The following is a 25,112-nucleotide window of genomic DNA, read 5'->3' as shown; positions in this document are numbered from 1 at the left end:
TCAGTGAGGAACCTCCATGACCACAGCAGCATCCCGAGTGTCCGACGGGCCCGGCGACCCGGTGCTCGAAGCCGCCGCCGTACTGGCACGGGCCCAGGCCACCGGTCGCGCCACCGAACCAGTGCGGGCACTGCTCGGGGACGACGACGTCTCCGCCGCGTACGCGGTACAGCGGGAGTTGTGCCGCCTGCGCACCGCGCGAGGCGCGATAGTGGTGGGCCGCAAGATCGGCCTCACCTCACCGGCCGTGCAACGGCAACTCGGGGTCGACCAGCCGGACTTCGGGGTGTTGTTCGCCGACATGGACGTCTCCGGCCGGGAGGAGATACCCCTCGACCGGCTGCTGCAACCCAAGGTGGAAGCGGAGATCGCCTTCGTTCTCGCCGAGGACCTCGTGGACGGCGAACTGGACGCCGCCGGGGTTCGCGCGGCCGTGGGGTACGCGGTGGCGGCGCTGGAGATCGTGGACAGCCGGATCGCGGACTGGGACATCACGATCACCGACACCGTCGCCGACAACGCCTCCAGCGGCTTGTTCGTGCTCGCGGACAGGAAACTGACCCTGGACGAGATCGAGCCGAAGGAGGTGCGGATGCGCCTCTACCGTGACGGAGAGCTCGTGTCCGAGGGCGAGGGAGCGGCCTGCCTCGGCGATCCGCTCGCCGCGTTGGCCTGGCTGGCGCGCACCGCGCGAGATTTCGGGGAACCGCTGCGGGCCGGGCAGATCATCCTGTCCGGCGCGCTCGGCCCCATGGTGCCGGTGGCGCCCGGAAACCGGTTTCGAGCGGAGTTGAGCGGATTCGGCGAGGTGTCCGCCACCTTCTCGGCGAAGGGAGAGTCGTGAACGCGACCAAGGTCGCCATCATCGGTTCGGGCAACATCGGTACCGACCTGATGATCAAGGTGTTGCGGTTGTCCGACACCCTCACCATGGGGGCGATGGTGGGCATCGACCCCGACTCCGACGGGTTGGCGCGGGCGGCGCGGTTGAAGGTGCCCACCACCTCCGAGGGAGTCGACGGTCTGCTCGCCATGCCCCACTTCGACGAGATCGGCATCGTGTTCGACGCGACGTCGGCCAAGGCCCACCGGGCCAACGCGGCGAAACTCGCCCCGTACGACGTCAGGCTAATCGACCTGACACCGGCCGCGCTCGGCCCCTTCGTGGTGCCGCCGGTGAACCTTCACGAGCATCTCGACGCCCCGAACGTCAACATGGTCACCTGCGGCGGCCAGGCCACGATCCCGATGGTCGCCGCCGTGTCGGCCGTGACGCCGGTGCACTACGCGGAGATCGTGGCGTCGATCGCCTCGAAATCGGCGGGGCCGGGTACTCGCGCGAACATCGACGAATTCACCGAGACGACGGCGCGCGCCATCGAGACGATCGGCGGCGCGCGGCGCGGCAAGGCGATCATCATCCTCAACCCCGCCGAGCCGCCACTGATCATGCGGGACACCGTGTTCTGCCTGATCGGGGACGCCGACCACGAGGCCGTTCGCGCCTCGGTGAAGGAGATGGCGGCGCGGGTGGCCGAGTACGTGCCCGGCTACCGGCTCAAGCACGACGTCCAGTTCACGCCCGTAACCGAGTCGGTGCGCACGCTCGTCCCCGAGGACGTCGGGCCGGTCACCACGCGGGTGTCAGTGTTCCTCGAAGTCGAGGGCGCGGCCCACTACCTGCCGGCGTATGCGGGCAATCTGGACATCATGACCTCGGCCGCGTTGCGTGTCGCCGAGGCGATCGCGGAGGCGAGGCGATGAAGCCCGGAAGGCTCTACATCCAGGACGTCACCCTGCGGGACGGCATGCACGCCATTCGGCACCGGCTGGACCCGGCCGAGGTCGGTCGTATCGCGGCGGCACTGGACGCCGCCGGGGTCGACGCGATCGAGGTCGCCCACGGCGACGGCCTCGCGGGTGGCTCGGTGAACTACGGCCCCGGCAGTCACACCGACTGGGAGTGGATCGAGGCGGCGGCCGACAACGTCCGCGACGCCGTGCTCACCACGCTGCTGCTCCCGGGGATCGGCACGATCGCCGATCTCGAACGGGCCCACCGGCTCGGGGTCCGGTCGGTCCGGATCGCCACCCACTGCACGGAGGCCGACATCTCGGCCCAGCACATCGCCAAGGCCCGTGAGCTGGGCATGGACGTGTCCGGTTTCCTCATGATGAGTCACATGGCCCCGCCCGCGGAGCTGGCGAAGCAGGCGGCGCTCATGGAGTCCTACGGCGCGCACTGCGTGTACGTCACGGACTCGGGTGGTCGGCTCACGATGGACGGTGTCCGGGAACGGGTCCGGGCCTACCGGGAGGTGCTCGACCCGGCCACGGGTATCGGCATCCACGCGCACGAGAACCTGTCGTTGTCGGTGGCCAACAGCGTCGTCGCCGTCGAGGAGGGGGTGACCAGGGTCGACGCGTCGTTGGCCGGGCAGGGGGCGGGCGCGGGCAACTGCCCCATCGAGGCGTTCGTCGCCGTGGTCAACCTGCAGGGCTGGGAACACGGCTGTGATCTGTTCGCTCTCCAGGACGCCGCCGACGACCTCGTCCGGCCCCTACGGGACCGCCCGGTGCGAGTGGATCGCGAGACGTTGACCTTGGGCTACGCGGGTGTCTACTCGTCCTTCCTGCGCCACGCCGAGATCGCGGCGAGTCGGTACGGAGTGGACGCTCGGGAACTGCTTCTGGAGGTCGGGCGTCGCGGATTGGTGGGCGGGCAGGAGGATCTGATCGTCGACATCGCACTCGACGTGGCGCAACGCGACGCCTCCGGCGACGAGGGGTGAACGCCACCGCGTGATCGCCGTGGTGTCGGTGGTTCGTCGCCGGCACCACGGCGAACGCGTTTCCCGACCGGGCGGCGGGGAGGTCGCCCGCGTCACGAGCGTCCTCGGAAATCTCGGACCGGAACGTCGGTGATCGGGCGTCGGACCTCACGATCGCGGACGCGGGGCGTGCCGTTCCGGGGTCGGGAGGGGACGCGCCGGTCCCGGCCTTCGCCAGTGATCACGGACGGTGATCGGGGTGTAGAGCCCGTGCCGGGAGCGGACCGCGTCCGTCGGATCGTCCTCGACTCCGCGTGACTGCGGCCGGGCCGTGGCGGTGCGGTGGACACGGACGTGTGGGTGGGACAACTGGTCCGGATCGGTCACGCCTCTTCCGCCCCCCGTTATCTTAGGTTAGCCTACCCTACCGGGCTTTGTTGATCTTTTGTCGGATTGGCCGGAAGGGAGATCGGCTGGTGTGGGGCGGAAACGTGGCCGCGTCGTTCGGGCGACACGCCTCGCCGGAGTGGGTGAGGAAGGCCACAGCTGACGCGCCGTCGGCGAGTCCTCTGTGGATCGGAGTCGACGTCCGGAGTCGGTCGTGCCCGTCCACAGTGCTCGACGACCGAGCGATTCTCCCTCGATGGTGCGGTTTGCGGGGGTCACCGTGGGTGAGATCGGTCTCGTGTCGCGGTGTTCGGAGGGCATCGGCTTGGCAGGGTTGACGATCTATGGTTAGGTAAGGCTAACCATAGTGAAACGGGGTGATGGTGTGTCCGTCGACGAGGAATCGGCCCGACCCGCGAGCTCGGCGGCACGCCGGAGCCGATGATCCCGTTCGTGGGCCCGTGGGCCGTAGGGAGCTGTTGACGTGTCCTCATCCGTGTTGACCCGACCGAGACCCGAGTATCGGTCGGCCGACCTGCTGACCGCGTATCTACCGGGATCGTTCTACTACTCCTCGCCCCGCGGCACCGTGTTGGCGGACGGTGTGTCGCGGGCCGTGCGAGCCGACACCGGGCGGCGAGCGGAGGCGGTCTCCGCGGCGCTCGCCTCCGCGCGCGAGGACGGTGTGCCCGACCCGATCGCCGTGGGAGCGCTCGGATTTCTTCCCACGTCCGAGTCGAGTCTGGTCATCCCGGCGGTCGTGCGCAGGGCCGAGGCCCCGGAGGACGGCCACGGCGTGATGTCGCCGCGGCAGCGGGACGGGTTCGGCCCGTGGACGGTCACTCCCCGACCGGGGGGAGAGGTCTACCGGGACGCCGTGGCCCGCGCGCTGCGCAGGATCGAGCGGGGAGACCTGGAGAAGGTGGTGCTCGCCCGGTCGCTCGAACTCACCGCGGACACGCCGGTTCCCGTGCCCGAGCTGCTGGCCCGTGTGGTCCGGGCCAACCCGGCCGCGCACGCGTTCGCCGTCGACGTCACCGCGGTGGGGGACCCGGCCCCGCGCACCCTGGTGGGCGCGAGTCCGGAACTGCTGGTCTCCCGTCGGGGCGCGACCGTGGTGGCCAACCCCCTGGCCGGGTCGAGGCCCCGGAGCACGGACGAGGCGGAGAACCGGCGGCGGATCGCCGACCTGCTGGCGTCCTCCAAGGACCGCCGGGAACATGCCCACGTGGCGGCCCGGGTCGCCGAGGTGCTGGGGCGGTTCTGCGACGAGCTGCACGTGCCCGAGCCCGAGGTGATCGGGACGCCCACCATGTGGCACCTCTCCACCCGCATCACCGGCACGCTCGCCGACCCGCGCGACCCCGCGTCGTCGTCGTTGGCGCTCGCCGAAGCACTTCACCCGACACCGGCGGTGTGCGGGACCCCGACCGCGGCCGCCCGCGACCTCATCGCCGAACTCGAACCGGAGGACCGCGGCTACTACGCGGGGTTGGTGGGGTGGACCGCCCCGGACGGTGACGGCGAGTGGGTAGTCACCATCCGGTGCGCCGAGGTCTGCGACCGCACGGTACGCGTGTTCGCCGGGGCCGGCATCGTCGAGGGCTCCGACCCCGCCGCGGAACTGGCCGAGACAAGCGCGAAGTTCCGCACGCTGCTCGGCGCGCTCGGAGCGGAGGAGGTGGCGTGAGCGTGCGTTCCGAAGGGCCCGACCACATCGCGTGGCCCCCCGAGGTAGCCGCCCACTACCGGGCCGCGGGGTATTGGCGCGGACAGACGTTCGGAGCGTTGTTGACCACGCTCGCCGACGCGTACGGCACGCGGCCCGCGGTGGTCGGGCAGAGCGCCGATCACCCGGTGCGGTGGAGCTACGCCGAACTCGACGAGCGAGCCCACCGGCTGGCCGCCGGTTTCGCCGGCCTCGGCATCCGCGCCGGGGAGCGGGTGCTCGTGCAGTTGCCGAACGTCCCGGAGTTCGTCTCGGTGATCTTCGCGTTGTGGCGGCTCGGCGCGTGGCCGGTGTTCACGCTGCCCGCGCACCGGCACACCGAACTGCGGTACTTCGCCGAGAAGGCCGAGGCAAGCGCGATCGTCACCGTCGCCGAGCACGAACGGCACGACCACGCCGCCACCGCCCGTGCCGTCGCCGCCGAGGTGGACAGCCTGCGGGAGGTCCTCGTCGTGGGATCGCCCGAGTTCACCGAACTGAGTGCCGCCGAACCCCGCGAGTTCCCCGACCCCGATCCGGAGGGGGTCGCGTTCCTGCAACTGTCCGGTGGCAGCACGGGACTGTCGAAGCTCATCCCGCGCACGCACGACGACTACCTCTACAGCGTGCGCGAGAGCGCGCGAATCTGCGCGCTGCGACCGGAGAGCGTGTACCTGGCGGCGTTGCCCGTGGCGCACAACTTCCCGCTCAGCTCGCCGGGCGTGCTCGGCACGCTGCACGCGGGCGCCACCGTGGTGCTCGCTCCTCGCCCCGATCCCGACATGGCGTTCCGGCTCATCGAGTCCGAGCGCGTCACCATCAGCGCGGTGGTGCCTCCGCTGGCGGCGGCGTGGGTGCAGGCCGCCGCCCGTACCGACCGAGATCTGTCCAGTCTGGACGTCCTGCTCGTCGGTGGCGCCAAGTGTGCGCGGGAACTGGCCGAACGCATCGGCCCCGCGCTCGGGTGCCGGTTGCAGCAGGTGTTCGGCATGGCCGAGGGGCTGGTCTGCTACACGCGACTGGACGACCCCGACGAACTCGTGCTCGGCACCCAGGGGCGGCCGATCTCGCCGGACGACGAGATCCGGGTGGTCGATCCCGACGACCCGAACGCGACGTCGGACGACGAGGTCCCTCCCGGCGAGGTGGGAGCGCTGCTGACCCGTGGCCCCTACACCATTCGCGGCTACTACCGCGCGGCCGAGCACAACGCCACGGCGTTCACCGCCGACGGGTTCTACCGCACCGGTGATCTCGTGCGGCGACTCCCGTCCGGGCACCTCGAAGTGGTCGGACGCGCCAAGGAACAGATCAACCGGGGCGGCGAGAAGGTCTCGGCCGAGGAGGTCGAGAACCACCTCATGGCACATCCGGAGGTCCTCGACGCCGCGGTGGTCAGCGTCCCCGACGAATACCTGGGGGAACGCACGTGCGCCTACGTCGTTCCCGTCGACGGGGCTCGGCCGAGCGAGGCCGAACTGCGCCGGTTCGTCCGGGACCGTGGCATCGCGGCCTTCAAGGTTCCCGACCTGGTCGTCGTGGTCGACAAATTCCCGGTGACCGGGGTCGGCAAGACGAGCAAACGTGAGCTTCGGGCCGCGCTCGCGGCTCGCGCCGGGAACGGGTGATGCGGGTGTCGCTTCCGAGCATCCAGCCGTACGCCCTGCCCCGTGGGAGCGAGCTCCCGGCCGGGCGGGTGGCGTGGCGGGTCGACCCCACTCGGGCCGCCCTGCTGGTCCACGACATGCAGCGGTACTTCCTCGCCCCCTACGTGGGCGACCCTCTCCCGGAGGTCGTGGCCAACACGGCCCTCCTCCTCACGACGTGCCGCGATCTCGGGGTACCGGTGTTCTACACCGCCCAACCCGGCCGCCAGGACCCCGCCGACCGCGGACTGCTGACCCAGTTCTGGGGCGAGGGCATCGGCGCGGTCATCGACTCGGACCCCGCCGCCGCCGACGTCGTCGCCGAACTCGCCCCCACACCGCACGACGTCGTGTTGCCCAAGTGGCGCTACAGCGCCTTCCAACGCAGCACCTTCGCCGACCAGCTCGCCGCGGCCGGGCGCGACCAACTCGTCGTCACGGGCGTCTACGCCCACATCGGGTGTCAGGCCACCGCGCTGGAGGCGTTCATGCGCGACATCCAGCCGTTCCTCGTGGCCGACGCGGTGGCCGACTTCTCCCGCGCCCACCACGACCAGGCCTGCACCTACGTCGCCCAACGCTGCGGGGTCGTCACCACCACCGCCGACGTCCGGGCCGCCCTGGCGGCCCCGATCACCACAGGAGTGAGCTGAATGAACGACCGGCCCGTGCTGTCCGCCGAGCGCGTCCGCGCCGACGTCGCGGAACTTCTCGGCAAGGAACCGAACGCGCTCGACCCGGAGGAGAACCTCCTGGACCTCGGTCTGGATTCGATCCGCATCATGAGTCTTCTCGACCGCTGGCGAGCGGCGGGCGCGACCGTGGAGTACCCGGACCTCGCCGAGCGGCCCGAGCTGTCTCACTGGATCACCCTCCTCACCGGTGAGGGGGCGGCATGACGCGCGTCGACCACCGGCATCGTCATCTCGACCGCATCGCCGAGGTGCGCGCGGGGGAGGTCGCGGAACGGGTGGGATACCCCATCCACATTCGCACGGTCGAGGTCCTGCGCACGCGCACGCTCGGGACGGGGCTGATCCGCATCACGTTGGGCGGTCCGGGCACGGAGGGGTTCGAGGCCCACGCCCCCGACGAACACGTCAAGATCATCTTTCCCGACGCCGACGGCGAGACGCGCCTTCCGGAACCGAACGGGCTGATGCTGCGCTGGCCCCGGCCCTCGCCGACGGCGCGCGAGTACACGGTGCGCGCCTACGACCCGATTACCGGCGAGCTCGACATCGACATCGCCCTGCATCCCGGTGGGCTCGCCTCCGAATGGGCGCGTTCGGTGACTCCGGGGGAGCGGGTGCACATCGCCGGACCTCCGGGCGGGCTGATCGTGCCGTTCGTCTACGACCGGTACGTGCTGGCCGGGGACATCACCGCGCTCCCCGCGATCGCGCGGTGGCTGGAGGCGCTGCCGCCGACCGCGGCCGGATGGGCGGTCATCGAGGTGGCGGGCCCGAGCGAGGAGATCGACCTGCGCCCGCCCGCGGCGGTCGAGGTGCGGTGGTTGCATCGCGGCGACCGCCCGGCCGGCTCCACGGACCTGCTCGAACGCGCGGTGCGGGCCTTGCCCCTCTCACCGGACGAACGGACCTACGTGTGGGTGGCCGGCGAGGCGGGAGCGGTGAAGCCGTTGCGCCGCTGGGCGCGTCACGAACTGAAGCTTCCCTCCCACGACTACGACGTCACCGGCTACTGGAAGCGCGGTGTCGCCGACTACGACGACGATCACGAGCACGAGCACTGAGCTCGACGTGGTCGGCGCCGACCGAACACTTGTGCCAGGCCGACCCGGCCTGCCCGGACAACCGAGGAACCAGCGATGTCACTACGCAGATTCCCACGCCCTGGGAAGGGCCTCGTCGTGGCTACCGTGCTCGCGCTCGCCGCGACCGTGGCCGGCTGCGCGTCGGGTGCAGGAGGAGCCGCCGCGGGAGAGGGGGAGACACGGGTGTTCGCCGCGGACAACGGCGACATCACCATCCCCGCCGACCCGCAGCGCGTGGTCGCCACCGGGTACGCGGTGCCCGTCCTGATCGAGGCCGACGCGCCGTTGGTGGGCATCTCCACCTGGAAGCGTGGCGAGCCCCTGATGAGCGAGGAGGACCTCGCCACCTACAACGAGCTGCCGAAGGTCGCGGGCGAGTCCGCGGCGGAGACCAACTACGAGGCCATCGCGGAGGTCGAGCCCGACCTCATCGTCATCGGAGTGCCCGCTCCGGTGCTCAAGGACGTCGACGTGGAACGCCTTGAGTCGATCGCCCCGGTCGTCGCGATCGGACCGACCGTGCCGTCGGCGTGGCGTGAGCTGTCCCGCAAGCAGGCCGACGCCGCGGGCGCGTTGGAGAACTTCGACGCCGTCAAGGCCGAGTACGAGAAGAAGGCCGAGGAACTGGCGAAGAAGTACGAGGACGTGCTGCCGAAGCTGAAGTTCGCGCACGTGGGTGGCTACGGCCAGGTCGAGAACGGCAACTTCCAGCGGGAGTTCGACGGGTCGTGGGGCACCAACGTCGCCAACGACATCGGCGCCTCGTACTACGGGCAGGTCAAGGAGAAGGGCGAGGGTTCGCGCGCCGTCAGCGAGTACCCCTCCATTGAGGAGCTGCCCGCGGCCCTCGGGGAGGCGGACGCGATCACCTACACCGTGAACCCCGACGGCTCGCTTCCCGAGGCCGTCAAGTACGTGGTCGAGTCGGAGCTGTGGAAGAACCTGCCCGCGGTGAAGGCCGGCATGACCTTCCCGGTCCGCTACACCGAGGCCGCGACCTACCGGCAGGCGATGCGGACCCTGGACTCTCTCGACGAGGCCTTCGAACCCCTGTTGGACCAGTGACGAGCGCACCTGCGGTTCCACGTTCCACGGCGAGAACGACTCGGGTGAGCGTTCTCGCCGTGGGCTTGCTGGCCCTGGTGCTCGCCTGCGTCGCGAGCATCGCCGTCGGCGCGGAGACCGTGCCGCCCGCCGAGGTGATCCGGGCCCTGTTCGCGTTCGACGCCTCCGATCAGCACCTGATCGTGCGCGAGGTCCGAGTGCCCCGCACCGTGCTGGGAATCGCGGTGGGCGCGGCGCTGGCGGTGGCCGGATCACTGATCCAGACCTTGTCGCGCAACCCGCTCGCCGAACCCGGCGTGCTCGGCGTGACCCAGGGCGCCGGGTTCGCGCTCACCCTCGGCGCCGCGCTCGGGTGGGCGGTCACGGCCGTCGGGGAACTCGTCGCCGCCGTGATCGGGGCGGTGCTCGCCACGGTGCTCGTGTACGCGGTGGGACGCCGCTCGACGTTGCGCCTGCTGTTGGCCGGGGTCGCGTTCAGCGCGGTGCTGCAGGGACTCGCGTTGGGCATCCGCCTGGTGTCACCGGAGACCCTCGACCGGTACCGGTTCTGGTCGGTCGGTTCGCTGGCGGGCCGGGAGCAGACGGAACTGACGTTGCCGCTGCTCGCGATCGCTGCGGGGGTGATCGGCGCGTTGCTGCTGGCCCGCTCGCTCAACACGGTGGCGCTCGGCGACGCGGTCGCGCACACCCTCGGCGCGAACGTCGTCAGGGTGCGCACGCTCACGCTCGTCACGATCACGGTGCTGGCGGGCGCGGCCACCGCCGTGGCCGGTCCGATCCTGTTCGTCGGGCTGATCGTGCCGCACCTGCTGCGCAGGCTCACCGTGGGCTCGGTGCCCCGGCTCGTCGGCTACTCGATGATCGCCGGCCCGGTCCTGCTGCTCGTCGCGGACACGATCTCGCGGGTCCTGCTGCCCACCGGTGAGGTGCCGGTGGCGATCGTCACCGCGTTCCTCGGGGGACCCGTACTCATCTGGGCCGTTCGACGTTACGGGGCGGGATTATTGTGAGCGCAGCGGCGAACACCGTGGCGGTACGGCTTCGGGGCCGGGCGTGGCACGTCGAGCGACGGACGTTGGTGCTGGTGGGGGTGCTCGCCGTCGTCGTGGTGGGGCTCGGGTTCGTCGGCCTGTGTTACGGCGCGACCTGGAGTACGCCGGGCGAGGTCCTGGCCGCGCTGACCGGTACCGGAGGTTCCCGCGTCGTCATCGTGGAGTGGCGGCTGTCGCGGGTGGCCGCCGCGATCGTATTCGGCGCCGCGCTGGGCGTGGCCGGCGCGATCTTCCAGAACCTGACCCGCAACCCGATGGGTAGCCCCGACGTCATCGGCCTGGACGCGGGGGCCTACACGGGCACCCTCGTCGCGTTGACGGTCCTGGCCGGTTCCTCGGCACAGCTCGCGGTCAGTTCGGTGGTGGGTGGTCTGGCGGCCGCCGCCGTGGTGTACCTGTTGTCGCGCTCGAACGGGCTGTCCGGGCTGCGGCTCGTGGTCATCGGCATCGCGGTCAACGCCATGATCACCGCCCTGAACTCGTGGATCGTGCTCCGGGCCGAACTTGAGGTCGCGATCGCCGCCGTGGGATGGAGCTCCGGCTCGCTCAACGGCGTCGACTGGGCGGACCTGGTCCTCCCCTTCACGATCATCGCCGGACTGCTGGTGGCCATGGTCTTCGTGGCGCACACCATGCACCAGTCGGCGTTGGGGGACGCGGTGGCCGTGGCCACCGGGGTCAGGTTGGAGCGGCTGCGCCTGCTCCTGGTGCTCATCGGCGTGGGATGCACCGCGACCGTGACCGCCGTCGCGGGTCCGATCGCGTTCATCGCCCTCGCGGCACCGCAGATCGGCCGCAGGCTCGCGCGAGCGCCGGGGATTCCGTTGCTGCCCGCCGCGCTGACCGGGGCGGTGCTGTTGCAGGTCGCCGACCTCGTCGCCCAGATGCTGCTGGCCCCGGTCTCCCTTCCCGTCGGCGTGGTCACCACCGCGATCGGCGGGGGCTATCTGATGTGGCTGCTGGCCCAGGAGGTGAGGCGGACGTGACCGCCCGGTTGCGAGCTCGGGACCTGACCCTACGCTACGGCGAGCGAGTCGTGTCGACACGACTCAGCCTGGACGTGCCGGACGGCGCCTTCACGGCCATCGTGGGTCCCAACGGCTGCGGCAAGTCCACTTTGCTGCGTGCGTTCGTGAGACTGCTGCGGCCCGCCGAGGGCAGCGCGGCGTTCGACGGCCGCGACGTCGGCAGCTACCCGGCGAAGACGCTGGCGCGGTCCCTGGCGTTCCTGCCCCAGGACCCCCTGGCGCCGGAGGGGATCAAGGTGCGGCAACTGGTGGCGCGGGGCCGCTACCCACATCAGTCGCTGCTGTCGACGTGGCGCCCGGAGGACGAGCGCGCGGTCGCCGAGGCCCTGCGGACAGCGGAGATCGAGGACCTCGCCGACCGTCCCGTGCAGGAGTTGTCCGGAGGACAGCGCCAACGGGTCTGGGTGGCGATGGTGCTCGCACAGCAGACGCCGTACCTGCTGCTCGACGAGCCGACGTCGTTTCTCGACATCACGCACCAGTACCGGCTGCTGGGCCTGCTGGCGAGACTGCGCGACGAGGGCCGCACGGTGATCGCGGTCCTGCACGACATCAACCAGGCCTGCCGGTTCGCCGACCACCTCATCGCGATGAAGGACGGCCGCGTCGTCGCCGAGGGCGGGGCGGCCGACATCGTCGACGCGGCGTTGATGAAGGAGGTCTTCGACCTGCCGAGCGTCATCGTGCCCGATCCGGTGTCCGGCACCCCGATGGTCGTCCCCGAGTAGAGCACACCCCGGCGTCGGCGAACGAGCGCCGGTCCCGTCGATCCAGGGAGAGAAAGTGAGCACGGTCCGAGAGCAGGCCCGCATGAGTGCGCGGCCTCCGGCCGACGGCGGCTTCGAACTGACCAGCGCCCAGCTCGGCATCTGGAACGCCCAGCGCCTGGAACCGGAGTCCCCGTACTACGTCGTCGGGGACGTCGTGCAGATTCGCGGTGCGGAGCCCATCGACGTCGACCGGCTCGCCGAGGCGATGACGGGCACGGTCCGCGACGCGGAGTCGCTGCGGCTGCGCTTTTTCGAGACTCCAGACGGTCCGCGCCAGGTGATCTCCGACGACCCGGTGGACCCCCCGAAGGTGTTCGACGTCAGTGGTGAGCCGGACCCGGTCGCCGCGGCGGACGCCCTGGTCGTGCGCGAACGTTTCGCCACGGCGGAGGCGTGCCGGGGGATGGTGGACCGGCCGCTGTACTCGCACGTGATCATCCGGCTGTCCGACGAGGAGGTGTGGTACACCCAGCTGGGCCACCACCTCGTCTTCGACGGCTACAGCGCGGCCATGCTCGCCCGCCGCACCGCCGCTCGGTACACCGCCCTGGTCCGAGGCGAGACCCCACCGCCCTCTCCGTTCGGCACGTTCGCCGAGTTCGTCCGCGCCGACCGGGAGTACCTCGCCGGCGACGGCCCCGAACGGGACCGCGCGTACTGGATTGACCGCCTCACCCCGTTGCCCGACGTGGAGGAGTGGGCCCCCGGCGGGGCCGGGGCGCCATCCGACACCGTGTCCGCGAGGACGGTGCTGTCCGCCGACGAGTTCGCCGCGCTGCGTGCCTTCGCCGACGACGCGGGCGTGAGCTGGGGGGACGCGCTGCTCGCCTGCTACGCCGCGTTCCTGCACCGGGTGTCGGGACGCACCGACGTGGTGTTCGCCCTGCCGCTGATGTGCCGCACCAGCTCCGCCGAGCTACGCACCCCCGGCATGGCCGTGAACGTGCTCCCACTCCGGGTGGACGTGCGGAGCCGGGACCGGCTGGACGTGCTGGCCGGACGCGTCGCCGAGGCGATGCGGGAGATGCGCGCGCACCAGCGCTACCGGGGGGAAAATCTGCCCCGCGACCTGGCCGTGCCCGGAGCGGGCGCCCTGCTGCACGGCCGTGGCGTCAACCTCAAGGCCTTCGACCTCACCCTCGACTTCGCGGGCGCGACCGGCGTCATGCGCAACGTCGCGGGCGGACCTCCCGAGGACATGGGGCTCAGCGTCCTGCCCACACGGGACGGTGGCTTGCTGCTGGGATTCGAGGTGGACGCCCGGACCCACGACCGGGCCGCCGTCGAGGCCCGACTCGCGGCGGTGCGCAAGCTCCTCACCGAGCTGCCCAGTTCCCGGCGCCCCGCCGTGGGAGGGGTCGAACTCGTCGACCCCGAGCAGCGGCGCGAGCTGCTCGCCGCGTGGACCCCGGCCGCGCCGGCGGGCGACCCCCGCGACGTGCCTACCTCGCTCGCCGAGCTGGCCGCCACCCACGGCGGCGACACGGCGCTGGTCCACGGAACCGACCGGGTGGACTTCGCCGAACTCGCCCGCCGCGTGCACCGCCTCGCCCGCGCTCTGCGGGCCCGAGGAGTCGGGGCCGAGGACGTGGTGGCCCTGGCACTGCCTCGCTCGGTCGATTTCGTGGTCGGTCTGCTCGCGACCCTCGACGCCGGTGCCGCCTTCCTCCCGCTCGACCTCGCGCACCCGGCCGAACGGCTGCGGGAGCTGCTCGCCGACGTACGCCCGGCACTCGTCCTCACGGCGAGCGCCGGGGCGGGCGTGGAGACCGACGCGCCTCGGCTCGTGCTCGACGACCCGGCCACGGTCGCCGAGCTGACCGCGCTGCCGGACGGACCACTCGCCCCGCACGAACTGGCCGCCGAGCGACACCCCGAGCACCTCGCCTACCTCATTCACACCTCGGGCTCCACCGGAAAACCCAAGGGGGTGCAGGTGCCGGTCCGCGGCCTGACCACGCTGCTGCACCACCAGCGCTCGACGATCGTCGCCGACACCGCTCGCGCCGCGGGCCGGCGACTGCGGGTGGCGCACACCTACTCGTTCGCCTTCGACTCCGCCCTGGACCAGGTGCTGTGGCTGCTGTGCGGGCACGAACTGCACCTCTACGACACCGAGGTGACACGGGACGTCGACGCGCTGCTGGCCGCCTTCGCCCGCGACCGCATCGACGTCGTGGACACCACGCCCTCCCTGGCCGCGCCCCTGATCGACGCGGGACTGCTCGACGGCCCGCACCGACCGGCGTTGCTGGTGCTCGGCGGCGAGGCCACGCCACCCGCGTTGTGGCGGCGGGTCACCGCCTCCGGCGTCACCGCGCGCAACATGTACGGCCCGACCGAGGCCACCGTGGACAGCGTGAGCGCCCCACTGGAGGGGGCCGAGCCGGTGATCGGCCGCCCCCTCGCCGGCATGCGGGTCTATTTGCTGGACAACGCGTTGCGTCCGGTACCGCCCGGCGCGGTGGGGGAGCTGTACCTGGCCGGGCCGCAGCTCGCGCGCGGCTACCTGAACCGGCCCGCGGAGACGGCGGAGCGGTTCGTCGCCGACCCGTTCGCCGCGACGGCCGGGGCCCGGATGTACCGCACCGGCGATCTCGCCCGCTGGGAGCCCGACAGGGGCTTCGTGTACCTCGGCCGGGCCGACGGCCAGGTCAAGATCCGCGGTCACCGGGTGGAGATCGGTGAGGTCGAGGCGGCCCTCGGCACGGTGCCCGGCGTGAGCGCCGCGGCGGCACTGGTGCGTCACGAGACCGGCTCGCCGCGCCTGGTCGGTTACGTCGTCCCGGAACGGGACGTGACCCTCACCCCCCGGTCGGTTCGGGACACGCTCGCCGAACGGTTCCCCGACCATCTGGTGCCCGCGGCCGTCGTCGTCCTCGACGAACTGCCGCTCACCACCAACGGCAAGCTGAACCGCGCGGCTCTGCCCGCGCCCCGCGCGGCAGGCGGAGGCCGCGCCCCCTCAACGGAGCGGGAACGACTGCTGTGCGCGACGGTCGCCGAGGTGTTCGGGGCCCCCGAGGTCGGCCCCGACGACGATTTCTTCTCTCTCGGTGGCGACAGCATCTCCGCCATCACCGTGAGCAGCAGGCTGCGAGCCTCCGGGTTCGAGCTCCGGCCCCGCGACCTGCTGGCACGTCGCGATCTCGGCTCTCTCGCCGGGAGGATGTCCGCATTGGACGACCGGACGCGGGCGGTGGCCGACGACCCGGTCGGCACGGTGCCCGCGCCGCCCATCGTGCGGGGCCTGCTCGACCCGCACCCCGACCCGCGCGTGGTGGCCGGATACGCCCAGTGGACCGCCGTGACCCCGGCTTCGCCCCCGCGACTGCCGCATCTGGTGGCCGGGGTTCGTACGGTGCTGGACCGCCATCCCGCGCTGCGGCTGCGGTTGACCGAGAACCGGGACGAGCTGGAAGTGCTGCCCTCCGAGGCCGTGCCCGCCGAGCGGATCGTCAGCGAGCTCGTCGAACCCACCGTGGCCGAGGAGAGCCTGGCCACGACCGCCGCGAAGCTCGCCGGTGAACTCGACCCCCTCGCGGGGGAGATGCTGCGCGTCGCGGTGGTCCGTACCCCCGAGGAAGCCGAGTCCCGGATTCTCGTCCTCGCCCATCACCTCGTGGTGGACGGGGTGTCGTGGCGGGTGTTGCTGCCCGACCTGCACGCGGCTTGGACGGCGGCACGGGACGGCCGACCCGCCGAGCTGTCGCGGCCGGGAACGTCGTGGCGGCGGCACGCCACGCTGCTGGCCGAGCAGGGACGTACCGGTGCTCGTCGTACCGAACTCCCTCACTGGCGGCGGGCCCTCGACCCCGCCTGCCGTCCGCTGCGGTGCGCCGCCCTCGACCCGGCCCGAGACACCATGGCCACCCGCAGGCGCGCGGTCACCCTCGCCGACCCGGACGTCTCCCACGCGGTCTTGACCGCGCTTCCCGACGCCTACCGCGCCGGTGCCGAGGAGGTGCTGTTGGCGGCTCTCGTCCTCGCCCTGTGCTCCCGGCGACGCGGAGAGGCACCGGTCGCCGATGCGCTGACAATCACGCTGGAGAGCCACGGTCGCGAACCGCTGGAGAGCGACGTGGACCTGTCCCACACCGTCGGCTGGTTCACCAGTGAGTTCCCGGTGCGCGTGCCCACCGACGCGGTGTCCGGCGAGGCCGAGCTGCGCGACGCGCTCGCCGGGGGCGAGGCGGCGGGCCGGTTGCTGCGGGCCGTGAAAGAGGCTCGGCGCGCGGTTCCCGACGGCGGTCTCGGCTTCGGGGTGCTCCGCCACCTCGACCCGGCCGTCGCCCCGGAGCTGGCCGCGGCCGGCGCCCCCGAGGTGCTGCTGAACTACCTGGGACGCTTCACCGCCCCGGCGGGCGAGGACTGGCGACTGCCCGACGGCGACGCGTTCTCCGTGATCGAACCCGACGACAAGGCCCTGGAGCAGGTGCTGGCGCTCAACTGCTTCGTCCACGAGGCCGACACGCCCCGGCTCGCGGTCGAGTGGACGGCCGCGGGACGGTTGCTCGACGAGGAGACGTTCCACGACTTGCGGGACGCCTGGGACGAGGCCCTGGCCGCGTTGGCCACGCACGCCGAGCGCCTCGGGCCCGAAGGCGGTGGCCTCACCCCCTCGGACCTGCCGCTGGTGCGTCTGGACCAGGCCGACATCGACGCCCTGGAACGGCGAGGCCGCATTGCCGACGTCCTCCCCGCGACGCCGCTGCAGGTGGGACTGTCGTTCCACACCCTCGCCAGGGACACCCGAGACGCCGACGTGTACGTCGTCCAAGCGGTGCTGTCGCTGACCGGGGACCTCGACGCCCCGCGACTGGAGGAAGCCGCCCGCGAGCTGTTGCGCCGCCACCCCGCCCTGAGGGTGCACCTCGCCACCACGGCGGCGGGTGAGGTCGTGCAGGTGGTGCCCGCCGCCGTCGACCCGGACTGGGAACGGCGCGACCTGACCGAGCTCGCGGACCGGGAAGCGGCGTTCGCCGCGTACTGCCGCGCCGAACTGGACCGCCCCTTCGACCCGGAGACCCCACCGTTGCTCCGGTTCCGCCTGTGCACGCTGGGACCACGCGAGCATCGGCTGGTGCTGACCAACCACCACGCGTTGCTGGACGGCTGGTCGATGCCGCTGGTGGGACGCACCCTGCTGGGGCTCTACGCCGAACTCGGCGGTGGTCCGCGGGTACCCGCCCCGGCCCCGTTGTCGGCCTACCACCAGTGGCTCGCCGAGCGGGACCGCGACGCCGCGGTGCGCGCGTGGCGGGAGGCACTGTCCGGAATCGACGACGGCACCCGGCTCGCCCCGGCCACCGCGCGGCCGAGGGTGGACCGTCCCGAGCGCGTGACGATCGAGCTCGGCCACGAGTTCAGCGATCGACTTCGCCGCTTCGCCCGCAAGCGGGGCATCACCGTGACGACGGTCTTCCACGCGGCGTGGGGGCTGCTGCTCGGCAGGCTCACCCGGCGCCGCGACGTCGTGTTCGGCTGCCCGGTGTCCGGCAGGCCCCCCGAGGTCCACGGTGTCGAGTCGATGGTCGGCCAGCTCGGCAACACCGTTCCGGTCCGCGTGCGCCACGCCCCGCACGAGACGGTGGAGGAGCTGCTCGCCCGCGTGCACGCCGAGTCGGTGGCGCTGACCGAGCACCACCACCTGGGGCTGCCCGACATCCAGCGCGCCGTCGGGGTGGGGGAGTTGTTCGACACCATGCTGGTGACGGAGAACTTCCCGTTCGCCGGGCGCGGAGCCATGCCGGTCGCGCCGGGACTAGAGCTCTCCGGGGTGCGGATCACCGACGCCACCCACTACCCGCTGACGGTGGTGGTGATCCCCGACGACGAGATCACCGTGGGACTCGGTTACCAGCCGCACGCCTTCGATGAGCAGACCGTGCGCGACTACGGGCGCTGGCTGCTCACCCTGCTGACCGAGCTCGTCGCCGACCCGAGTCGTCCCGTCGGCCGGGTGCCGATGCTCGACGCGGACGAGACCGCCCGCATGCTGCGCGTCGGCACCGAGGTGCGGCCCCGGCGTCCGCGCGGGCCGTACCTGACCGAGTTCGGCGCGTGGGTCCGGCGCAAACCTCACGCCGAGGCCGTGGTGTGCCGGGAGCGGCGACTCACCTACGCCGAGCTGGACCGGCTGGCCAACCGGCTCGCCCGGACACTGCTCGCCGCCGGGGTCCGGCGGGAGGAGCCCGTGGGCGTGCTGCTCGGCCGGGACGTCGAGATGATCGTGGCCCTGCTCGGGGTACTGAAGGCCGGCGCGGTCTACCTGCCCCTGGACCCCGGATATCCACGGGACCGGCTCGCCTACATGATCGGCGACGCGCGGCCCACCGCGTTCGTCACCGACGCCACGGCGCTGGAGACGCTCGGCGGCAGGGTGCCCGGCGAGCACGCCGCCCCGGTGCTGCGGGTGGACGACCCGGCCGTGCTCGGCGACCCGACGCGGCCGACGGACCGCGACACCGACCCCGAACACGCGCGCGCCGGGATCACCGACGACTCGCTCGCCTACATCATCTACACCTCCGGCACGACGGGGCGGCCGAAGGGAGTCGCCGTGCCGCACCGCGGCCTCCCCGACCTGATCGCGTTGCAGGAGGAGGTCGTCGGTGTCACCGAGCACGACCGCTACCTGCACTTCGCGTCGACGAGCTTCGACGTGGCGTTCTGGCAGGCGATGGTGCCGCTGGCCTCCGGCGGGACGCTCGTCATCGCGCCGGAGGAGGTCCGCGTACCGGGCGAGGAGCTGTTCGACTACATCGCCGAGCACCGGGTGACCGGGATCAACCTGCTGCCATCGTTCCTGGCGGCGGTCCCCGAGGGCTGCACCGTGGACCCGGACGTGTTCTTCGTCGTCGGTGCCGAGCGCCTCGACGCCGAACTCGCACGCCGCTGGGGAGAGGGACGCCGGGCGCTGTTCAACGCCTACGGGCCCACCGAGGTCACGGTCAACTCCGTGACCTGGCGCTACGAGCCCGGTGAGTCGGGCACCGTCCCCATCGGACGGCCGGATCCGAACGTGCGCGCCTACGTCCTCGACGACGGCTTGCAGCCGGTCGGCGTCGGCGTTCCGGGGGAGCTGTACCTGGCCGGACCGAAGCTCGCCCGCGGCTACCTGGGACGTCCGGGACAGACGGCGCGGGCCTTCGTGGCCGACCCGTTCGGCGAGCCGGGCAGCAGGATGTACCGCACCGGGGACGTGGTGTACTGGCGGCCCGACGGACAGTTGGTGTTCCTCGGCCGCGCCGACCGGCAGGTCAAGATCCGTGGATTCCGGATCGAACTCGCGGAGATCGAGTCGGCTCTCACCCGGCACCCGGGCGTGCGCGGATGCGCGGTCGTGGTCCGCGACGGCCGGCTCGTGGGCTACGTGATCCCCGCCGAGGGCTCGACGGTCGACCCGGACCGACTGCGCGAGGACCTGCTGACCGAGTTGCCCGACCACATGGTGCCCACGACCTTCGTGGCACTCGACCGCCTGCCGCTCACCCCCGGCGGCAAACTCGACCAGGCCGCGCTGCCCGAGCCCGAGGCGCGGGCTACCCCCGCGCGGGAACCGGTCACCAGGGCCGAGAGGGTGCTGCTCGACATCGTCCGCGAGGTGCTGGGCGACGACGTCGGTCTCGACGACCGGTTCCTGGAGATCGGCGGCGACAGCATCGTGTCGCTGCAAGTGGTGTCGCGCGCCCGGAGGCACGGTCTGCGGCTGGGGCCACGGGACGTGCTCGACGGCGTCACGATCGCGGGCATCGCCGCCCGCTGCGCCGAGGCCGACCCCGACACCCCCGGCGCCGCCTTCGGCCCGGTCACCGGCGACGCGCCGCTCACCCCGGTGATGCTCGACCTGCTGCACCGCTGCGAGAAGACACCCGGCGGAGCGGACACGCTGCGGGACTTCTGTCAGTGGACGGAGATCTGTGTCCCGGCGGACGGTTCGCTCGCGGTGTGGCGGGCGGTGCTGGACGACCTGCTCGACCGGCACGCCGTGCTGCGGGCCCACCTGGTCCCCGGCGACCCCGAGCCGATGCTGCGGATTCCCGAACCGGGGACGGTCACCGCGAGCGACGTGCTCACGCGGGTCACCGTGCGTCCCGACGAGGACGTGCGCGCCCTCGTCGCCGCCGAGATCGCCGCCGCCCGCGCCGAACTGGACCCCTGGAACGGGCCACTGGTGCGTGCCGTGTGGGTGGATCGCGGGCCGGAGGCACTCGGCAGGCTCGTGCTGATCGCCCACCACCTCGTGGTCGACGGGGTCTCCTGGCGCGTCCTGCGCGACGACCTCGAGATCGGGTACGCCGCCGCGAGCTCGGGCAGGAGCGAGCCGAACGAGTCGCGGCGAGGGGAGTCGTTCCTCGGGTGGGCCCGCGCCCTGCGCGAGGCGGCGGAACGCCGGAGGACGGAACTGCCGCACTGGCGGCGAGTCGCCGACCACGCCACGAACACCGAACCGCTGTCGGCGATCGCGTTCGACGCGACCCGTGACACCGGTGCCACCGCCGTGCACCACGAACTCCACCTCGACCCCGAACTCACGCGCACCCTCCTGACGACGCTGCCCGCGGCGTACCACGGCACGCCCGACACCGTGCTGCTCACCGCGTTGGCTCGGGCGGTCGGTCGGTGGCGGGGCCGGGCACCCGAGCTGTACGTGGCGCTGGAAAGCCACGGCAGGCCCCCGCGCCGCCCCGACGGAACCGGGGAGGTGGATCTGTCGCGCACGGTGGGCTGGTTCACGGCGGTGCACCCCGCGTGGATCACCGTGCCCGAGGGCTCGACGGCGCGGGCGCTCAAGGCGGTCAAGGAACAGCTCCGGGCCCAAGGTGACGGCCTCGGCCACGGCATCCTGACCGCGGCGGGAGAACCGGAGCTGCGTGCCGAACCCCGACCGGAGATCAGCTGGAACTACCTGGGCCAGTTCGCCCCCACCCCGGCCGAGGAACGGCCGTGGCAGGTTCCGCCGGGAGCGAACCCGTTCGGCTCCGGCGGCGACGCCCTCCCCCTGCCGCACGGTCTGATGGTCGACGCGATGACGTGGGACGACGGGGGCGGCGCCGCGCTGCGAGTCCGCTTCACGTGGCCCCGTGCGTTGTTCACCGACGCCGAGATCGCCGCGCTCGCCGAGAGCTTCCGGGACTGTCTCACTGCGCTCGCCGCCGACCCGGACGCACTCGCCGGGGCCGGCCACACCCCGTCGGACTTCCCGCTGGTCGACCTCGACCAGTCCAGCGTGGAGGAACTGGAACGGCGCTACCGGGTGACCGACGTACTGCCGCTGAGTCCGCTGCAGGAACTCGTGCTGCGGCACTCCCGTGCCGCGGCGGACGGACCCGACCCGTACACCGTGCAGGTCGTGTTCTCGTTGGCCGGCGAGGTGGACGTGGAGGCCCTGCACGCGGCCGCGGGCGACCTGCTGGCTCGGCACCCGAATCTGGGGGCGGCGTTCCCGGAAGACCTCGGCGCGGGCGCGGTGCAGGTGCTGCTCGCCGACGCCGCACCGGACCGCCGCCACGTCGATCTCTCCGGGATCACCGACGCGGGGGAGCAGCAGCGGGCCGTCGACCGGCTCCTGGAGGACGACCTCGCGGAGCGCTTCGACCTCACCCGAGGATCGGCGGTGCGGGTGACCGTCGTCCGGCGCGGGGAGCGGAGAACGGAGCTGGTGCTCACCAGCCACCACGTGCTCTCCGACGGCTGGTCGGCGCCCCGGATGCTCGGGGAGATCTTCGCCGCCTACACCGCGCGAGTTCGGGGAGAGGACCCGGCACGGGTGTTGCCCCCACCCGTGCCGTTCTCCCGGTACCTGCGATGGCTGGCCGACCGCGACCGGGACGCCGAGACCGCCGCCTGGCGCGCCGCGCTCTCCGGGCTGGGCGAAGGGAACCACCTCGTCGGCGACCGGGAGCTTCCCGAGGCGGTGCCCGCGCTTCCCGCGCCGGTCGTGTTCGACGTCGAACCCGACCTGGTGCGCGCCCTGACCGCCACCGCGACGGTGGCCGGGCTGACCGTGAACACGCTCGTGCAGGGCGCGTGGTCCGCCGTGCTGGCGGCCCGATCGGGGCGACCGGAGGTGTGCTTCGGTGCGATGGTCTCCGGGCGAACGCCCGATGTGGACGGTGTGGAGGAGGTGCTGGGACTGCTCGCCAACACCGTCCCCGTCCGAGCCCGGTTGTCCGGGCCGCTCGCGCGGGCCCTCGGTGAGCTGCAGGCCGGACAGCGGGCCCTCGCCGAACACCACGCCGTCTCGCTCGCCGACCTCGAACGGCTGGCCGGGGTGAGCCGGTTGTTCGACAGCCTCCTGGTGTTCGAGAACTACCCGGTGGACCCCGCCGCGTTGGCCGAGCCCGCGCCGGGAGTGCGGGTCGTGGGAACCCGCTTCCGCGAGTTCACCCACCACCCGGTGACGGTCACCGTCATGCCCGAGGGAGTCGGGTGGCGCGCGATCGTCGGGTACCGTCCCGACGCGGTGACACGGGAGGACGCCGAGGCGCTGGCCGCGTCGCTGCGGCGGGCGTTGCGTGCGCTGAGCCGTCCCGACGTGCTCGACGCCGACGCGAGCCACCTGCTGGACGCCTGCGTGGATTCGGTGGGACACCGATGAGCGCCGGGGCCGACCGCATCGACGGCCGACTGCTCGGCCTGGCGTTCGTGCTCGTGCTCGGCACGTTCATGGCGTCACTGGACTCGACCATCGTCAACGTCGGCATGAAGACGCTGCGGGCCGAGTTCGCGGCCTCGATCACCGAGGTCCAGTGGGCGGGCACGGCGTACCTGCTCGCGGTCGTGGCGGCGGCCCCGATGGCGGGCTGGCTAGCGGAACGGTTCGGGCCACGACGGACTTGGCTGGGGGCTCTGCTGGTGTTCCTGGCCGGGTCGGCGGCCTGCGCGTTCGCCTGGTCGATCCCCTCGCTCGCGGGATTCCGGGTGGTGCAAGGCATCGGCGGTGGGTTGCTGGTGCCCACCGGCCAGGCCCTGCTCGCGGCCGTCGCCGGACCGAGACGCACGGGCCGGCTCATGAGCATCGCCGGGATCGTCCCGATGCTCGCGCCGGTGCTGGGCCCGATCCTCGGCGGCGTCGTGCTGCGGGTCGCCGACTGGCCCTGGTTGTTCTACCTCAATCTCCCGACGGGGCTGGTCGCGCTGCTGCTGGCGCGCAGGCTGGTTCCCGTCGTGCCGTCGTCCGGCACCGCCGGGCACTTCGACGTCCGGGGAGCGCTCCTGCTCTCACCGGGACTCGCGGTGCTCGTCCTCGGTCTCACCGAACTGGCGTCGAACCGGACGGGCCTCGGACCCGCCTCGGTGGCGATCGCGGTCGGGGTCGTCCTGCTCGCCGCGTTCGTCCGTCATGCCCTGCGTGCGACGCGAACCCCGCTGCTGGAGCTGCGCCTGTTCACGACCCCGCCGTTCGGTTCGGCCGCGCTGGCGTTGTTCGGGGCGGCGGCGTCGGTGTTCGGAACGATGTTCCTGCTTCCCCTGTACCTGCAGACGGGCCGGGGCCTGACGGCGTGGGAGACGGGGCTGCTGCTGGCCCCTCAGGGCGTGGGCGCGGCACTGGGGTCGCTCGTCGTCAACCGCACGATCGACCGGCTCGCCCCGCGCACGATCGTGGTCACGGGCTTCACCGTCGTCCTCGTCGCCACGATGCCGTTCACCCGGCTCGGAGAGCTTCCGGACGCCCTCCTCGGGCTCGTCCTGCTGGTTCGGGGTCTCGGCACGGCGATGATCGCATCACCGGTGATGACCGTCGTCTACGGCAACGTCGACCGGGACCGCCTGCCGAAGGCGGCCGGCATGCTGAACCTGCTGAACTACGTCGGCGGGGCGCTCGGCACCGCGGTGGTGGCGGTACTGCTCGAAGCCCGGCTCGCGACCTCAAACGCGGCGAGCGCGTTCGGCGTCGCCTTCTGGTGCGTGCTCGGACTGTGCGGGGTGGCCCTGCTCGCGGCGCTGCGCCTGCCCGGCCCCGCTCCCGAGGGCCGGGACGCGGGACTCACGCGCGCAGGGTCGCACCACCGTCCACGTAGAGGTCGTGCATCGTGATGTGCCGGGCCTGGTCGGAGGCCAGGAACACGACCGCGGCGGCGATGTCCTCCGGTTCGGCGATCCGCCCCAGCGGAATGCCCACCCGGTAGCTGTCCAGATCGCCCCGGATGACGGACTCGGCGCCCTTGTCCGTCCACATCGAACGCTGCATCGGGGTGTCGGTGGAGCCGGGCGCCACGATGTTGCACCGGATCCCGTACTCGGCGAGTTCGAGCCCGAGGCACTTGGTGAACATGGTGGCGGCCGCCTTGGAGGCGGCGTAGGCGGCCATGCCCCGACGCGGCACCCCGGCGGCGTTGGAGGACACGGTGACCACGCAACCGCGCCCGCGCGGCATCATCCGTCGGGTGACCTCGCGGGACACGGTGAACACACCCGTGGTGTTGACCGCGAACGTGTGATTCCAGTCCTCGTCGGAGTACTCCGCCACCGGCCCGGTGTGCAGTACCCCCGCCACGTTGACGAGGATGTCGATCGGCCCCAAGGTGTCCTCCACCTCGGCGACGACGTCCGCGACGGCCGTCGAGTCGGTGACGTCCGCCGTGAACCCCGTGATGCCTTCTTCGTCCTCATAGGACGTACGGACTTCGGCGGAGCGGTCCGACGCGGCGACCACGGCGCCGTTGTCCCGCAACGCCCGCGCCACGGCCGCGCCGATGCCCCGTCCCGCACCGGTGACGAACGCGATCTTTCCGGCGATTCCCTGTTGTCCCACGATGCCTCTCTCGGATCGCTGCCGTTCGGACCCGAGGGTCCTCGACTCGTTCGTATCACGCGCGGGCGTCCGTGCGGTGCGCGTGGAAGAAACACCACAGTGGCAAGGAGAACGAGTCACCCCGGTGCCGTGGCCGGCGCCGGAACGA

General features: G+C 72.1%; 15 protein-coding genes. 14 read left to right on the top strand and 1 reads right to left on the bottom strand.

The window, feature by feature from the left end:
* The first annotated feature begins 16 nt into the window (after positions 1-16).
* From SACGLDRAFT_RS11480 to SACGLDRAFT_RS11415, 14 genes are all read left to right on the top strand, one after another.
* Entirely contained in the window at positions 17-844 is an 828-nt protein-coding gene (locus tag SACGLDRAFT_RS11480) for a 2-keto-4-pentenoate hydratase (protein ID WP_005464750.1), read from the top strand.
* Positions 841-1,764, top strand: a complete 924-nt coding sequence (locus SACGLDRAFT_RS11475; RefSeq protein WP_005464749.1) for an acetaldehyde dehydrogenase (acetylating) — start codon at positions 841-843, stop codon at positions 1,762-1,764. The genes SACGLDRAFT_RS11480 and SACGLDRAFT_RS11475 overlap by 4 nt, the downstream gene beginning before the upstream one ends.
* Positions 1,761-2,792, top strand: a complete 1,032-nt coding sequence (gene dmpG, locus SACGLDRAFT_RS11470; protein WP_005464748.1) for a 4-hydroxy-2-oxovalerate aldolase — start codon at positions 1,761-1,763, stop codon at positions 2,790-2,792. Before SACGLDRAFT_RS11475 ends, dmpG begins: the two co-directional genes overlap by 4 nt.
* Positions 2,793-3,642: 850 nt before the next feature.
* Positions 3,643-4,848 carry an isochorismate synthase gene (locus SACGLDRAFT_RS11465; protein ID WP_005464747.1) on the top strand — a complete coding sequence of 402 codons (1,206 nt, stop codon included), beginning with the start codon at positions 3,643-3,645 and terminating at the stop codon, positions 4,846-4,848.
* On the top strand, positions 4,845-6,494 hold the full coding sequence (locus tag SACGLDRAFT_RS11460; RefSeq protein ID WP_005464746.1) for a (2,3-dihydroxybenzoyl)adenylate synthase: 1,650 nt from the start codon (positions 4,845-4,847) through the stop codon (positions 6,492-6,494). Before SACGLDRAFT_RS11465 ends, SACGLDRAFT_RS11460 begins: the two co-directional genes overlap by 4 nt.
* On the top strand, positions 6,494-7,165 hold the full coding sequence (locus SACGLDRAFT_RS11455) for an isochorismatase family protein (protein ID WP_005464744.1): 672 nt from the start codon (positions 6,494-6,496) through the stop codon (positions 7,163-7,165). Before SACGLDRAFT_RS11460 ends, SACGLDRAFT_RS11455 begins: the two co-directional genes overlap by 1 nt.
* Positions 7,166-7,411, top strand: coding sequence for a phosphopantetheine-binding protein (locus SACGLDRAFT_RS11450; protein ID WP_005464743.1), 246 nt, complete (start codon positions 7,166-7,168; stop codon positions 7,409-7,411).
* Positions 7,408-8,268 carry a siderophore-interacting protein gene (locus tag SACGLDRAFT_RS11445; protein ID WP_005464742.1) on the top strand — a complete coding sequence of 287 codons (861 nt, stop codon included), beginning with the start codon at positions 7,408-7,410 and terminating at the stop codon, positions 8,266-8,268. Before SACGLDRAFT_RS11450 ends, SACGLDRAFT_RS11445 begins: the two co-directional genes overlap by 4 nt.
* A gap of 75 nt (positions 8,269-8,343) precedes the next feature.
* The gene (locus tag SACGLDRAFT_RS11440) at positions 8,344-9,354 is read left to right on the top strand and encodes an ABC transporter substrate-binding protein (protein ID WP_005464741.1); all 1,011 of its coding nucleotides are present in this window, start codon (positions 8,344-8,346) and stop codon (positions 9,352-9,354) included.
* A 44-nt stretch (positions 9,355-9,398) separates the two neighbouring features.
* Positions 9,399-10,364, top strand: coding sequence for a FecCD family ABC transporter permease (locus SACGLDRAFT_RS11435; protein WP_005464740.1), 966 nt, complete (start codon positions 9,399-9,401; stop codon positions 10,362-10,364).
* Complete coding sequence (locus tag SACGLDRAFT_RS11430; RefSeq protein WP_005464739.1) at positions 10,361-11,392, top strand: FecCD family ABC transporter permease; 1,032 nt, start codon at positions 10,361-10,363, stop codon at positions 11,390-11,392. The genes SACGLDRAFT_RS11435 and SACGLDRAFT_RS11430 overlap by 4 nt, the downstream gene beginning before the upstream one ends.
* Positions 11,389-12,162, top strand: coding sequence for an ABC transporter ATP-binding protein (locus tag SACGLDRAFT_RS11425; protein WP_005464738.1), 774 nt, complete (start codon positions 11,389-11,391; stop codon positions 12,160-12,162). Before SACGLDRAFT_RS11430 ends, SACGLDRAFT_RS11425 begins: the two co-directional genes overlap by 4 nt.
* Before the next feature lie 82 nt (positions 12,163-12,244).
* Positions 12,245-22,807: a non-ribosomal peptide synthetase gene (locus SACGLDRAFT_RS11420; protein ID WP_005464737.1), complete on the top strand. Its 10,563-nt coding sequence runs from the start codon at positions 12,245-12,247 to the stop codon at positions 22,805-22,807.
* Positions 22,804-24,246, top strand: a complete 1,443-nt coding sequence (locus tag SACGLDRAFT_RS11415) for a DHA2 family efflux MFS transporter permease subunit (RefSeq protein WP_005464736.1) — start codon at positions 22,804-22,806, stop codon at positions 24,244-24,246. The genes SACGLDRAFT_RS11420 and SACGLDRAFT_RS11415 overlap by 4 nt, the downstream gene beginning before the upstream one ends.
* Here SACGLDRAFT_RS11415 and SACGLDRAFT_RS11410 read toward each other — a convergent pair.
* Positions 24,197-24,964, bottom strand: coding sequence for a 2,3-dihydro-2,3-dihydroxybenzoate dehydrogenase (locus SACGLDRAFT_RS11410; protein WP_005464735.1), 768 nt, complete (start codon positions 24,962-24,964; stop codon positions 24,197-24,199). The two genes, SACGLDRAFT_RS11415 and SACGLDRAFT_RS11410, sit on opposite strands and share 50 nt — an antisense overlap.
* Positions 24,965-25,112 lie beyond the last annotated feature (148 nt).

This window comes from Saccharomonospora glauca K62 (genome assembly GCF_000243395.2).
Lineage (GTDB): Bacteria > Actinomycetota > Actinomycetes > Mycobacteriales > Pseudonocardiaceae > Saccharomonospora > Saccharomonospora glauca.
The sequence above is the reverse complement of the archived record's forward strand: the minus strand, read 5'-3'. Positions and strand labels throughout refer to the sequence as shown.

Bases quoted from the DNA above. Each gene is read 5' to 3' on its own strand.
- SACGLDRAFT_RS11480 (WP_005464750.1), top strand. From the start codon at position 17: ATGACCACAGCAGCATCCCGAGTGTCCGACGGGCCCGGCGACCCGGTG.
- dmpG (WP_005464748.1), top strand. From the start codon at position 1,761: ATGAAGCCCGGAAGGCTCTACATCCAGGACGTCACCCTGCGGGACGGC.
- SACGLDRAFT_RS11455 (WP_005464744.1), top strand. From the start codon at position 6,494: ATGCGGGTGTCGCTTCCGAGCATCCAGCCGTACGCCCTGCCCCGTGGG.
- SACGLDRAFT_RS11450 (WP_005464743.1), top strand. From the start codon at position 7,166: ATGAACGACCGGCCCGTGCTGTCCGCCGAGCGCGTCCGCGCCGACGTC.
- SACGLDRAFT_RS11445 (WP_005464742.1), top strand. From the start codon at position 7,408: ATGACGCGCGTCGACCACCGGCATCGTCATCTCGACCGCATCGCCGAG.
- SACGLDRAFT_RS11440 (WP_005464741.1), top strand. From the start codon at position 8,344: ATGTCACTACGCAGATTCCCACGCCCTGGGAAGGGCCTCGTCGTGGCT.
- SACGLDRAFT_RS11420 (WP_005464737.1), top strand. From the start codon at position 12,245: ATGAGTGCGCGGCCTCCGGCCGACGGCGGCTTCGAACTGACCAGCGCC.
- SACGLDRAFT_RS11415 (WP_005464736.1), top strand. From the start codon at position 22,804: ATGAGCGCCGGGGCCGACCGCATCGACGGCCGACTGCTCGGCCTGGCG.